Source organism: Leptolyngbya sp. FACHB-8 (genome assembly GCF_014695575.1).
Lineage (GTDB): Bacteria > Cyanobacteriota > Cyanobacteriia > Elainellales > Elainellaceae > Vacuolonema.
Genome location: NZ_JACJOO010000019.1, coordinates 44,188 through 56,718, shown reverse-complemented (window position 1 = coordinate 56,718; position 12,531 = coordinate 44,188). Strand labels below are relative to the sequence as shown.

Below are 12,531 nucleotides of genomic sequence, written 5' to 3'. Positions count from 1 at the left end.
CGATACCTTAAGGCGTAAAGTTGAGACAACAAATAACCCAATCTTACAAAGGGTTATTGTCATTTGAGCCTCAAAGTTTTATATGATTTTTGCTTTAAATTAGTTTCTAAAATATCTGCCAATTCTAGCAAGGCATGTATTATGTTTTAGACAGCGAGTTAAACTACTGACAAACTAAGCCAGTTTCAAAAAATGGAAACGTTAGCAAGCGAGTATAAACGGATTTAGCCGTGACCTCTTAGCTTCGCAGGTAGATTGAAGGGTAACCTGTCCCTACAGGTAGGTAAAAGAACCTCTGTTTAAAGTGGTATAAGGTTCTTTTACCGTTCTGGGCCAAATGATTCTTGCCTATCTACACAATTAGAGGCTGCTACGGTTGCATGAAGTAAGCACTTTGCCAAACAATTACTTCCCTAAAGACAACCGTGCCATGCAAACTGGTTCAGCAAAAAAGGGATAGGATATTGAGTGTTTCACACCTCATATCCCATCCCTTTTAGATTTAGCGTACTTGCATATTGCTATATTGTCTTATTTATCACCATTAGAACAGACATGACTGGGCTGTAAAAGAAGTACACCATTCCTAATCACGCCTGTTCTAAACAATTTTCCAGGCCTAAATCATTGCACAATAATTGCCTCGAGTTGCTCCAATAACTGTTCTATTTGCCGAGTTTTGTTCGGGTCTCTCCACAGTTTTTTGTTACCTCTGGCCTGTTTTACTGTAAGTGCAAGCCTTTGCTTAAGATCCATAGAAGCAACAGGTGGCCGAGTTTCGCTCTGGGTATCTTTAATGCGTTGCTTGATCTCAGAAAGGCTGAGGGAACGTTGTGCAGCCTCTTCTAATAGGACTTGGCGAGCTTCGTTATCTTTAATGCTGGCCAGTAAGATGCCTTTTGTATAATGGATTTTGCCGTGACGAATAGCGTCGAGAACTTCAGGGGGCTTCTTAAGCAGTGGCAGCCGCGTTGAGACAAAGGATTGCCAGGTAATACGGCCAAATGCATCAAAAATTTGTTTGACCACCTCAGCTTCTTCACTAACCAAAACGTTTTGGTTAGTGGTTCCCTTTGCCGCGTTGTTCATCCGGTAGAGTAGACTTACCACTTCTTCAGTATCGCACCCTAACTGAATTTCGATCATTCGTAGAGTGTTATCGAGTTCCTCAAGGGCGCTAAAATCCCGACGATTCGAGTTTTCCGAAATAGCTGCCTGAAATGCAGTACGGTCGTCCCAATCAAAAATTTTAACTGGGACGTTCTCTAACTGAAGAATCTCAGCTGCTTTGTAGCGGCGCAATCCGGCGACTAATTCGTACTTACTTTTCTGATAGGGATGGGGGCGTATCCATAAAGGAGAACAGATACCGTTTGGCTTAATATCGTTCAAAGCCCAACGATTTAACTCATCCAGGTCGTAATAGTGACGAACAGGCTTTCCATCAGGCACAAAGGTGAACGAGCAGAGAATCTCTTGCAAAGATATAGTCTTCTCGCTTACATCCTGAACTGCCTGAGTAATTTTTTGAACAGTCGTGTTACCAAAGACGAAGCTTAGTTCTTCGTTACTGGCGATCGCATCTTTTAGCTTTCGTCGAGTCATCATGATTCCGCTTCAAACAATTTCAAGGCTTCTATCAATAATTGCGAGTAAACATCCGAAACTATTCTGGGAGACTCACCCTTCATCCGAAAAACCGTACTGGCCTGGCCTGGAGCATCCTTAATGCACTGGCGATCGGGCAAGGAGGTGCTCAGTAAAGGCAGCAAACCATCTTGTAGAGCCTCTCTCGCTTCTCGCAGTAGAATGGTGTTGTCCTTCACAGCATTCAAATAAATCGCTGCTACAGGCAATCCTCCACGGATTTCCTTGGCCTGCCGTACGAATTGTACAATCTTGCCAGTGCTAGCCAGGTCTATCATGGAATCCCGGCACGGAATAAGCACGAGATCAGAGCGAATTAGAACAGCTTTCGTTACTTCACTCGCATTTCCGGGTCCATCAACAATCACAACATCATGAGACTTAGCTAATTTAGGCAGTTCGTCAAATAATGCTTCTGGATTGCTGATAACTTCATAGTTAAGCTTTAGCTCATTCATCCATTCTGAAGAACTTTGCTGGCCATCTGCATCTACAAGAACTGTTGAGTAGCCCTGTTTAGCAAACCAATCTGCGGCATGTACGGCTCCCGTCGATTTACCTGCACCACCCTTTTGATTTGCGAAAGCAACAATCTTAGGTAGTTTCGTAGGAAGGGCCACCGCCTTTTTTGTCTTTAGACGAGGCATAGGTTAAATAACCAAAAGATTTAGTTTGATATTAGCACTCCTCCGATCAAATGAATCATCTTTTTAACCAAAATGTTTTGGTTAAAAAGTGCCCAGCTACCGGGTAGCTTTTTAGTAGAATAGTTCACAAAAACGAGAAACCATCACTCTCAAGCTCGAACTCCTTTGGAAGCGTGAACGATGCTGTTTAACGTAATGATAGATTTATGCGCTCAGTAAAAGGGCAAGAGCTCTAAAATGCAGATTTTTTAGTGAGGTACAAGGCATCACGTTAAAAAATTCATGTTTTAGAAGTAATTTTATTTTTATCCATACTGAGCATGCGCAATAAAAAAGCTTCTGAAAGCAAGTTCATTCAAGCAAAGTTTTCACGACACACTCAGTCTCAATTGATTGGCGTACATTGGGCGATCGCACTCTAATGCCAACTCAATTTCAAGTTGTAGCTCATGTTGTGCGTTGGAAGACCGGAACATAAAGCGCTTTTCAAACGCTTAAAATCTGGTTGTTTTTGTGAGAGCTACGCAGAGTGCGTAGCTCTCACAAAAACAACCATGGTTAATTCAAGTGCAAAACGCTGTAAGTTACAGTTTTATACTGAGAAGCGATAGGATAACCAAGCGTCTTGAATAACACTTTAAAAGCACTGTTTGGGAAATATTTGAGACTTTAATACATTGCTCTATTCCAATCTCTTTTGTTGCTGTTCATACGCTTCCAATCAAGCTTTTAAGGAAGGCTTTGAACTTCGTTAGCAAAACACAAGATGCAACCTCCTTATGCGGAGCTAGAGATAAAGAGGTTCCAAGCAATGAATAGAAAAAGATATATTTTTATAGATTAAGTTGAAACGCTATTATTCCTAGAGGAGCAAAACTCTTCGATCAAGCGAACTATCATAGCAGTTTAAATAGGGGTCTTTGCACGTACTATACAAGTTTTGCCACCAAGGTTTCTGCGAAGTCAGGAAAGTGATGCTAAACCCGTTCCTACGAGTACTGGCTTACGTTCTCATTTGTTGTGGAGCCAAACTAGTTTAGTATTATTAGCCATCACCATCAAGGAATATTTTTAGACCTCTAAGAAATAACGCTAAAATTCTTCTCATTAATTGCTTCGTTATTTAGTAGGCTGTGGCCTAAGTTCGCAACCTATGTTTTTGTGTAGGATGCGAAGCAACCTACACAAAAACATAGGTGATGGATTGCCGCCTCAGCGTACTAGTAGCAGACAAAGCTGGCTACAGAAAACCACAGAAGCTACAACTCTAGCACTGAGCAAAATTTCGGAAGATTTTTAGCAACAAAATTCCTCTGTTATGTATGCCACCCTTGCTATGTGGGTAAACCATCCACATAGCAGGTGAATTATGCACAAATTTTCTCAGTAGAATTTTTAAGCTAACCCAGAGTATGTCTTATCAGATATAGTCTCATTAGACTCAAAAAGTACTTACACTATAATTACACTAAATAAACTCTATTGGAGCAGGCTTGGGCTGTAGCGGCCAATAAACCATAAACCAATACATTCGGCTGTAGATAACATCAGATCTTGAGCTAAAACGCAGAAGGGTGATTTCTTCGTCTCTCAGCAACGGAGAAATCACCCTTCTGCATCTCGGTTTTAGAAAAGTGCAAGATGTGAGTTCCTCACCGGGTAGAGCTGTGAGGGTTCCACCCAGCGAAATATCAAGGACACACGTGTGTTTCCTAAGAGCAAATGAGGTAATGGAGGGTGATCACCCTCCATTACCTCATAGACAAGAGAAACTGTGAGTTTCTTGGGAGTGGCTGATGAAGGATTAAACCTTCTGGCTCAATGCGTGGCAAGGCAGAAAACAGAAAAGGGCCTCCTAATGGAAGCTCTTTTTCTATGTCATTTATTGATTGCGATCGCCCAACAATTCTGCTTTAGTCTGCTGGATCTTCTCACCAAGCTCCTGACGGGTGTTTGCCTTCAGCAAATAACGCCAGACAAACCAGCTTGTGTAGGTCAGCCCAACAAGCTCAAGGAAAGGCGCAATGAGTGGAAGATGGTTAACCACATCCAGAATCGTGAAGACCAGTTGTAAGCCAATCAGGGCCAGGAAAACCCATCCCAAGTTAACCAAAACGGGTTGGTTTTTATTGAAGAAAGAACGGGCGGATTCCAGAGCATTCTCTAAATAGGCAGCAGGCTGGTTCTGGAAGGAACCCCAACTGTTGCTCGGAGCTCCAAAAGAAGGTTCATCAGAAACCCCAGGCTTCGCAGCGGGGGTGATGGGAGTAGGAGCCGTGCTGGAAAGCGGGGAAGTTTCGTAGTGGCGCAGTAAGTCAGCGGGGTCATCATAGATAGCGATCGCCCCCTGAAGCTGTTGATCATCAAAGCCACCAGAGCGCAGAGCAATCACACTGACGCCTGCTTTGTTAGCAGCCTCGATGTCATAAGGAGTATCCCCTAACATGACGGTGCGATCGGGTTGCAGATGAGCCTTGTTTAAAGCAGCCTCTACAATGTCCGGAGCAGGTTTCGTAGCATCCGCATCACTAGAGTTAGTAATCTCAGGAACCAAATCCTTTACCTGCGCAACATCAAGTAAAACATCCATTTCCTGATCACTGGCAGAGCTGGCAATGATCAAGTGCAAGCCATTATCCCGCAGCTTTTGAACCAGATCCCGAGCCCCCTGGGTTGGAGCCAGGGCATTGCTATATTCGTTTACGATCAACTCTCTGCGGTGCTGAGTAATCTGTTGGCCAACCCCTTCCTTGCTGGTCAGACCGGGTACTAAACGCGGGATAATTTGATCCCCCCCCATACCCATCATGGGGCGCACCTGTTCAAAAGGAATTTCGTAGCCAAAGGCAGCAAACGCTGCGACCCACGCCTGAGCGTGGGTGTCGTTACTTGCAACGAGAGTGCCGTCTACGTCTAAAATGACCCCTTCAATTGCCATAATTCAGACTCCTATTCACTATCCTCTAATGTGCGTTTGAATGTGTGCTAATCCAATCGCTAAAAGGTAAAGTTGTTTCCTCTAAAGGGGTCTTTCAATGGATGGATGTTTGACAGTATTTAATTAGCCAATTTTTACGGAAAGCTTTGATGCAGTCTATGTTTCACACGCGCCCGATGAATGAAAAAGGATTAACCATTAATCCAAAAGTCTTGAGAGTAAAAATCATCGCCGACGGGCTCAACAGCAAATCCTCCAAGCAGTAAGCCAAGCCAAACAGTAACCAGGCTCATGTGAGGATTCGTTTGTTGTAGATCCCATGCCAATGCGCTGAAATTAGCACCTGTGTGATGCTTTTGTAGCCAGGTGCGGATCAGCTGAATCCATTCGCTTACGTTTTCATCATGGGCAACTGATAACGCTTGTTCCTTCTCTTGTTGCGCCTTGGTTTCTTGCTCCAGCCAGTTTAGTACAGCCTGCTTTTCAACTTCACCGACAATTGGATCCTCGGGTTCGCGACGAGTGCGGGTTTGAGTGAAGCTTTCCAGGATGTCGTCCAGGTTGAGACTCATGGTTTGCCGCAAGAAGCCAGCTAACATATCGTCTGTCAGTAGCGGTTCCTCATCAAATTCGGGGCGATCGCTCCATCGCTCCTCCCAATTATTGAGTAACCACTGAGCCCGGGCGAAGTGTAGTTCAGCCAGTAGAGCGATCGCCTCCCCCGCAGCCCGGAGTTTTTCATCTCGCTCTAAACCCGCCAATTGCTGCTCCACCTCGCGCCACAACTGGGCCAGATTGGCGGATTCTGGATCGGCGATCGCAGCTTGAAGGCGGGGGAACTGAACCATCGCCGTTTCTTTATCACCTCGGCAACGTGGGGTTAGATGTGAAGAGCTTGCATTTACACCATGATATAGCGATCGCCCAGGGTAAGCGCATCGTCCTCTTGCGCCCAGCAATTCTCAGTATGGGCTTCAAAGCTGATTCGTGCCCTTCGGGCACGAATCAGCTTTGAAGCCCGAATAATAGCCCGTCTTAGCGGGCTATTTTCGGGTTGGATTCCAAAATGAGCATTGCTGTCTTGCGCCAGGCGTCAGGAGGGAAGATGTATGCCCCTCACGTTTCTAGGGCTTCATAGGGCAGGGAGTGAGCGGGCAGTCTGCCACAGGTAACTCCTTGGGTTCCGACTCAAAGCGAGAAACTTTGAACCTTTCGTGGAGTTGCGTTAACAACTGCTCGATGTAGTCGGCCACTTCGTTGCCCCGCATCCCGAGACAGTGAACCGCTTTAATGGTGTGTATCTTGGTGTCTCCTTGCCAAATTTCGGCGGCGATCGCATGCACAGGTGAATCTTTGCGATTGCGGTATAGCACCAGGACCGCTGCGTAATGTGTCGTGGGTGGGGGCAGCAATTCTAGAGGAGTGTCAGGATCACCTATCGGAGCGATCGCAACACCTCCCGGGTTGAGCTTGGCGGCTCTGCGCAGCCTGCGGCGAGTGCGATTGTCATCGTCTCGATGGCGATAATGGGAGCGGCGGCGATGACAATCGTACCCCCAGCCATTACGGTTCTCAGGGTTCCAGCAATTGTCACCCTCAGGACCATGAAGGGCGATCGCCTCCTCAACGGCGAGGGCAGCACACTGTTGACACTTTTGGTTGACGTGACGAGCCATGGCCTTGGAGCTAACTTTTTAGCGTAAGACTATTGTATTCGTGCCTGAAGCTTTCATTCGGGTCTGTTTTGAACAGGACTTACGCATTTGTGTTGTGGATGGGGTGCGAAGCACCCCATCCACAACACAAATACACTACGGATAGAGGACTCGCGTAAGTCCTATTGAAATGAAAAACCGATGGTTTTCTATGCGAAAACAAACCTGGCGCAGCAATATAGGGAGGGTGCTTTCTCACAACAACCAGCCACATGTTTGAAACGTGCTTCTATAGGCTTTGATGCAAGATTCGGTATAAAGAGAAGCAGTAGGAATCCTATCAGGGGTTACAAACCATAGCAAAAACCACCGTGCCACGACTTTTATTTTTGTGCGATCGCTATCCTCCCGATATGGGTGGCCTGGCTGCCAGTGCCGGGCGTATCAGTGCATCTCTATGCGATTTGGGGTTTGCGGTGGATGTCGTGGTGTGGAGCCGCCAACTGCCGGCAGGGGAAGTGCTGCCCCCCGATCCAGAATTAGCCCGCCGCCCTGACCGCCCGCAAATTTATCGCATCGGACGCTATCGTCAGTGGGATGCCACCCTTCCCCATACCTTAAATTTTTTGGAGGGGCTGCATAGACAGCATTCCTATGATGGGGTTTGGGGCCATTACCTGTTTCCTGGAGGATTTGTTGCAGCCTGGTTTGCCGAATTGCATCAATGCCTGAGTTTCGTCAGTGTACGGGGTAATGACCTGGATCGAGACTTGTTTCCCCCCGGAGACTTTGCCCGGTTGCAGTGGACGTTGGAACGGGCTCACCATGTAACGGCTGTAAGTGCAGATCTGGCCCACAAGGTGAAGTGTCTGACTCGCCGTGAAGATGTGAGGGTTCTGCCCAACGCCGTTGACACCGAGCGATTCGCTCCACCCAACGATGCCGTAAGGGTAGATTTGTCTAACTTACGAGCTGCACTGGGCATTTTGTCCAACGAGGTAGTGCTGGGCTTCGCCGGGGAATTGCGAGAGAAGAAGGGACAGTCATTTCTATTGCAGGCATTGACGGTAGTCAGGCAACATTACCCCGCTTGTCTATTGGTAATTGGTGATGTGCGGTCTTCCCAAGAAGCGGATTTATCCCTTTACCGAATGCATCAACCCAATAATGCAGACCGGGTGATTGTGACAGGACACCTGCCCGATGCGACAGCGGTAGCCCGCCATCTACAACTCTGTGATGTGTACTTACAACCTTCTCTGTGGGAGGGGATGCCCAATGCGCTGCTAGAGGCGATGGCCTGTGGCCGTTGTTGTATTGCCAGCGATGCCGGAGGCATTACCGATGTGCTGAAGCACGGGAAAAACGGTTTTGTGCTGCCCCGATCGCACCTCCCCCAGTTGGGAGAAGCCGTGCTGGAGTGGTTAATGCTGGATCGCGCCATTCAGCAGCAAGTACAGCAATCGGCCCGTGAGTACGTGTTGCGCTGTCATACTTTAGAGCGGGAGCGATCGCACTTACACGACCTGCTGACCCCACTCCTGTGATATATGGCATAAATCCTATCTTTCTACCGGTTTTTGAGGGCGTGAACTGTTGAAAGGCGAAGCCTTTCAACAGTTCACGCCAGAGGTCTTATGTTCCCAGCAACTCCTGGTAAAGCTGAATCAAGGGTTGGGTTGTTTGCGCCCAAGTGTAGTGAGCTTCAATGCGTTGACGGGCTGAGCTCGCCAATCGTCGGCGCAACTCCGGTTCCACCCGCAAACGGAGAAGAGCATCCTTAATCGCTTTGGGAGAACCCGGGCGCACAGCGAGAAAATGTTCATCGGGGTTACCCAGATCACGGATCACGGGCAAATCACTGGTAATAATGGGAGTACCTGAAGCCATTCCCTCCAGTACCTTGAGTGGGCAACATCCCTGCACCAGATTGCGGTCATTCAGAATCAGAGGAGCCAGAATTACGTCAGATTCGTGCATCCAGGTTACAACGCCCGATTGGGAAACCGGTTCGCGAAAGTGGACGGCATCCTCCAAGTCGAGCTTGTGGATTAAATGCTGCAAGTCTCGCCGTTGCCACGGGCGGATCAAGGCCAGAATATTGAGATCAGCAGGGTAATCTCGGCGATACAAGCTAAGGGCCTGGAGGGCGATCGCCAACCCCTGCCAGGCAGCGGCTGTTCCAAAATACAGCAAGTGTAGAGGAGACAACTCTGGAGTTGATTGGGGCGGTTGGTAATGAAAAATGTCTAAATCTACACCATTGGGGATCACCTGAATTTTTTCAGCAGGGGTGCCACGCCGCTGTAGATACGTGTGAGTGACGGAACTGGGGGTTATTACCCGATCTGCCGCTTCCAGGCAAAAGGCTTCCTGTTGCCGTAATTTCTGTTGAAGATCGCGATCGCCCGCAATTCGTGGATACCGATATTTCAGCTCAATGGAGGGTAACCCATTCACCTCAAAGACCAGATGTTGGGCCAGTTTTGCCTTACGCACCGCAATCGGAAACCCCTCATAGATAGAGCGGAAATGCACTACATCAAAAAACTGCCCCTGCCACCAGTCCAGCAGGTGCTTACGGAAGGTCATCACGCGGTCAATCAGGGTTGGGCCGGTGGCCGGGAGGGCAATATGCTGCACGCCAGGCCACCGTTCTGGATAGGTGATGACCTCTGCTTTCGGTGATATGGTCACCAGCTGCACCTCCCCAAAAGCAGCAGCCAGAGCCTGTACCAGGGCTTGAATATGAATAGCGGCTCCCTTTGGTGCCGGAACTATATCAAAGGAAATGTACGCAATCTGAGGAGCCATACTCTCTGCCACTGAATGGCCGATATGAACAATTATTACTCTGGATAACCGGAAAATACCGGTGGGTTATGAAGGAAGGGAAGTGGCGTTTTCAGGGGACGGAGGGTGGGGGTCTACAGAGGTACTGTAAAGGCAAAGGTGACTTCTGTTAACCCGGATTTAACCCCATGGGGGAATTTTGAGTATTGGGAGGTTGATCCGAAGGACAACAGGCTGTTTTTGTGACAGGGTTCTCGACCGCTCCACTGAAATTGTGGATTTTGCAAGGCATCGTGACCTGCATTCACCGTTTCAGCAAAACGGTCGTATTGATGTTGTGAGTGGGTTGCATGGCTAAGACAACAGAGGTGCAGGACCATGATCTGGTTGGCCTGCGAGAAACACCCGTATATCAAGCCGAAGCATCGGTACAGCACATTGTCTCGGATCTGAAACGAGTGGTGGCGCTGGATCAAACCATTGAACAGAAGCAACGAGAAATGACCCAATGGATGATTGGGTGTATTTTGGGGGCGATCGCCGTATTCATCGCCCTAATAGTGGCTTCTGGCCTTAGCTCAGCCATGACAATTGCCTTAGTCATCGTGCTGATTGGGCTGATCGGCGGCATCATCGTCACCAGCCGAAAACGCGGCCAATACGTTGCCATCAACATCCCCAACTACCGCTATCAGTTACTCCCTAAACTTCTCACCATGTTGGTGCGAGATATGGACAAGCAGGCTCCCGTCTCTACCCATCTTGTCCTCAACCCTCCACTCCGTATTCAGAAATGTACATTCGATGGACCCCATCCCCATCGCTCCGGATGGAATCTGAAACGCTATGACGATCAATGGCTCACGCTAGAAGGAGAGCTATTGGATCGAACCCGGTTTCAGCTGCTCTGTACAGAAAGTTGGGTGACGGCCGCAGGCTGGAAACGTGGACGCAGCGGTAAGCGAAAATACAAAACGAAATCAAAATCTAAGGGGTTTGAGCTGGCCCTGGCCTTGCGAGTACCCCGGAAAAAATATGGAGCCTTACCCGTACTTACCCCTGCCGCTCGAGAGGCAATCCAATTACCCAAAACTTGCAGCTTGAAGCGTCTAGAAGTGGAGGATAACAGCCTATATCTTCGGGTAAAAATGCTTCCCCCTCCGGAGAACCCTGACGTACAAGTGGAGCAACTTTATCAGGCCATCACCCTGATGTTTTTGAGCCTTTATCACATCCTGAATCTTGCCAAAGTTTTATCTGATGACAAGACGGAAGCCTCGTGAATCCGGTTCATTCGTCCAATGCCAAGGAGTTTTTGATGCGTTCGATGTTACGGGTATTGCTATATAGCCTGTTGGGTCTGATGCTGACGCTATTTTTGGGATGCAGTAGCGGTCAGAATGTCTCCCCACAGCCAGCTCCTACAACAGAGGTTTCCAGCGAAGCAGTTGCACCTCAAGCCAGCAAAGTAAAAGTAAAGTTTAAGCGCGAGGATGGCACGGAAGCCTTCTCGTTGGAGTTTCGGAGCGATGGAGCCAAACTCGAAGGAGCCAATGGTGATGAACTGGCACGATTTACTGTAGATGACAACCAAAAGGTAAAGGTCAAAAACGCCACTGATACGGCTTTGGCCTACATTGTCAGCGATTCTGACAAGTGGAAGGTAGAGAATGCAGACCAAACTAAAGAACTTTATATTCTGCGCCGCCAAAGTGATGGAGATTACAAGTTCGAAACCGGCTCTGATCAGGACATTTATCGGGTCAAACAACGGGATTACGGATTTGAGATTGAGACACCGGATAAGGTTTCTGTATACAAAGTGAAGCTGAAGGAAGGCAAACTCTCCCTGCGAGATGCCAGTGACCAGACCGTGCTATATACCAAAGACCCGTTAACGCCGATCGCCCTGGCCCCCTTTGGCTTCAAGGAGCTTACCCCAGAGCAGCAAGCGGGTTTGGCCTACGCTCTCCATCGTGCAGGGAGTTAACGGCTGTGCGAATTCAATTGCGCTGGGACGACCCCACTACTGGGCAACGCCAGCAACCATTCCTGGAAACTCCGATCGCGCTGGGGCGAGAATTTACGATGATGCCCGGAATGGTGGACGGGCAGCGCGTTTCGCGAGCGGTCATCGGCCATCCTCAAGTAGCCGAGTATCATGCCCTGATCACCGAGCAAGATGGGCAATTGCTGATTACGGATCAGAGTGGTATTGGGGTACAGCTTAAGAGTGGCTCCGTAACGGTGGGCAGGTTGGCCGATCAAAGCTCCTTTCAATTGGGGCCTGTTACGCTGCATGTAACCTTACCCGATGGAGCCGCTTCACCAGAGACAGCTTCTCTGGCAGCTTCAGAAAACCCTCTAGCCACGGGTGCCGCCCCCCTGAGTGCCGGTACAGATCCCACAGCAGAGAAGGGGTGCGATCGCAAAATCGGTTTTCTCTTTCAACGCCGTTGTGGCCGCACCGATCCCACAGGTTGTTCCTATTGTCAGGGAGGATTAGCGGGTCCAGATCATGATCCCTTTCAGGTTGAACATGGCTACTACCCAAGCTATGGCTATTACGGCAGGGGTTACTGGGGGCACACTTACTACAGTGACCGCGATCTCTACTCCTACAACCCCTACACCCGTAGCATTGATTTCAACGAATCCGATGTTTCCAGCTTTGAAGAAGAAGGCGACATGGATTTTGAGAATCGGCTGGATGCGAGTTGATGCTGGAGCAAGACGCTTCCTTTTAGTACTGGTTTGAAAAGTCCTGAAAAGGGTTGATGTTGCGTACGCAACATCAACCCTTTTCAGGACTTTTCAAACGGATTCTTAGATTTTTCGGGCGCTGTGTGTC

At 48.4% G+C, this 12,531-nt stretch carries 10 protein-coding genes; 4 read left to right on the top strand and 6 right to left on the bottom strand.

What is annotated here, in order from left to right; genetic code table 11:
• Positions 1 to 624 precede the first annotated feature (624 nt).
• From H6F91_RS04640 to H6F91_RS04620, 5 genes are all read right to left on the bottom strand, one after another.
• Complete coding sequence (locus H6F91_RS04640; RefSeq protein WP_190773816.1) at positions 625 to 1,608, bottom strand: ParB/RepB/Spo0J family partition protein; 984 nt, start codon at positions 1,606 to 1,608, stop codon at positions 625 to 627.
• Positions 1,605 to 2,294: a ParA family protein gene (locus H6F91_RS04635; protein WP_190773815.1), complete on the bottom strand. Its 690-nt coding sequence runs from the start codon at positions 2,292 to 2,294 to the stop codon at positions 1,605 to 1,607. Before H6F91_RS04635 ends, H6F91_RS04640 begins: the two co-directional genes overlap by 4 nt.
• Before the next feature lie 1,882 nt (positions 2,295 to 4,176).
• Complete coding sequence (locus H6F91_RS04630; RefSeq protein ID WP_190773814.1) at positions 4,177 to 5,232, bottom strand: HAD-IA family hydrolase; 1,056 nt, start codon at positions 5,230 to 5,232, stop codon at positions 4,177 to 4,179.
• Positions 5,233 to 5,423: 191 nt separating this feature from the next.
• Positions 5,424 to 6,080, bottom strand: coding sequence for a hypothetical protein (locus tag H6F91_RS04625; RefSeq protein ID WP_190773813.1), 657 nt, complete (start codon positions 6,078 to 6,080; stop codon positions 5,424 to 5,426).
• Positions 6,081 to 6,356: 276 nt separating this feature from the next.
• Positions 6,357 to 6,908, bottom strand: a complete 552-nt coding sequence (locus H6F91_RS04620; protein WP_190773812.1) for a hypothetical protein — start codon at positions 6,906 to 6,908, stop codon at positions 6,357 to 6,359.
• A 350-nt stretch (positions 6,909 to 7,258) separates the two neighbouring features.
• On the opposite strand from H6F91_RS04620, the gene H6F91_RS04615 reads away from it, so the two are divergent.
• On the top strand, positions 7,259 to 8,434 hold the full coding sequence (locus tag H6F91_RS04615; RefSeq protein ID WP_190773811.1) for a glycosyltransferase: 1,176 nt from the start codon (positions 7,259 to 7,261) through the stop codon (positions 8,432 to 8,434).
• Between the two features lie 88 nt (positions 8,435 to 8,522).
• Here H6F91_RS04615 and H6F91_RS04610 read toward each other — a convergent pair whose 3' ends face one another.
• A complete protein-coding gene (locus tag H6F91_RS04610) occupies positions 8,523 to 9,701 on the bottom strand; it encodes a glycosyltransferase family 4 protein (RefSeq protein WP_190773810.1) in 1,179 nt (392 codons plus the stop codon).
• 329 nt (positions 9,702 to 10,030) lie between these two features.
• Between H6F91_RS04610 and H6F91_RS04605 the strand changes: the two genes are divergently transcribed.
• The 3 genes from H6F91_RS04605 to H6F91_RS04595 are packed head-to-tail and all read left to right on the top strand — an operon-like array spanning position 10,031 to position 12,401.
• On the top strand, positions 10,031 to 10,963 hold the full coding sequence (locus H6F91_RS04605) for a hypothetical protein (protein WP_190773809.1): 933 nt from the start codon (positions 10,031 to 10,033) through the stop codon (positions 10,961 to 10,963).
• 35 nt (positions 10,964 to 10,998) lie between these two features.
• The gene (locus tag H6F91_RS04600; RefSeq protein WP_190773808.1) at positions 10,999 to 11,670 is read left to right on the top strand and encodes a hypothetical protein; all 672 of its coding nucleotides are present in this window, start codon (positions 10,999 to 11,001) and stop codon (positions 11,668 to 11,670) included.
• Between the two features lie 5 nt (positions 11,671 to 11,675).
• The gene (locus tag H6F91_RS04595) at positions 11,676 to 12,401 is read left to right on the top strand and encodes an FHA domain-containing protein (RefSeq protein WP_190773807.1); all 726 of its coding nucleotides are present in this window, start codon (positions 11,676 to 11,678) and stop codon (positions 12,399 to 12,401) included.
• Positions 12,402 to 12,531 lie beyond the last annotated feature (130 nt).

Excerpts from the sequence above, each read along its gene's own strand:
- H6F91_RS04600 (WP_190773808.1), top strand. The coding sequence starts at position 10,999 with ATGCGTTCGATGTTACGGGTATTGCTATATAGCCTGTTGGGTCTGATG.
- H6F91_RS04605 (WP_190773809.1), top strand. The coding sequence starts at position 10,031 with ATGGCTAAGACAACAGAGGTGCAGGACCATGATCTGGTTGGCCTGCGA.
- H6F91_RS04625 (WP_190773813.1), bottom strand. The coding sequence starts at position 6,080 with ATGGTTCAGTTCCCCCGCCTTCAAGCTGCGATCGCCGATCCAGAATCC.
- H6F91_RS04610 (WP_190773810.1), bottom strand. The coding sequence starts at position 9,701 with ATGGCTCCTCAGATTGCGTACATTTCCTTTGATATAGTTCCGGCACCA.
- H6F91_RS04620 (WP_190773812.1), bottom strand. The coding sequence starts at position 6,908 with ATGGCTCGTCACGTCAACCAAAAGTGTCAACAGTGTGCTGCCCTCGCC.
- H6F91_RS04640 (WP_190773816.1), bottom strand. The coding sequence starts at position 1,608 with ATGATGACTCGACGAAAGCTAAAAGATGCGATCGCCAGTAACGAAGAA.
- H6F91_RS04630 (WP_190773814.1), bottom strand. The coding sequence starts at position 5,232 with ATGGCAATTGAAGGGGTCATTTTAGACGTAGACGGCACTCTCGTTGCA.
- H6F91_RS04635 (WP_190773815.1), bottom strand. The coding sequence starts at position 2,294 with ATGCCTCGTCTAAAGACAAAAAAGGCGGTGGCCCTTCCTACGAAACTA.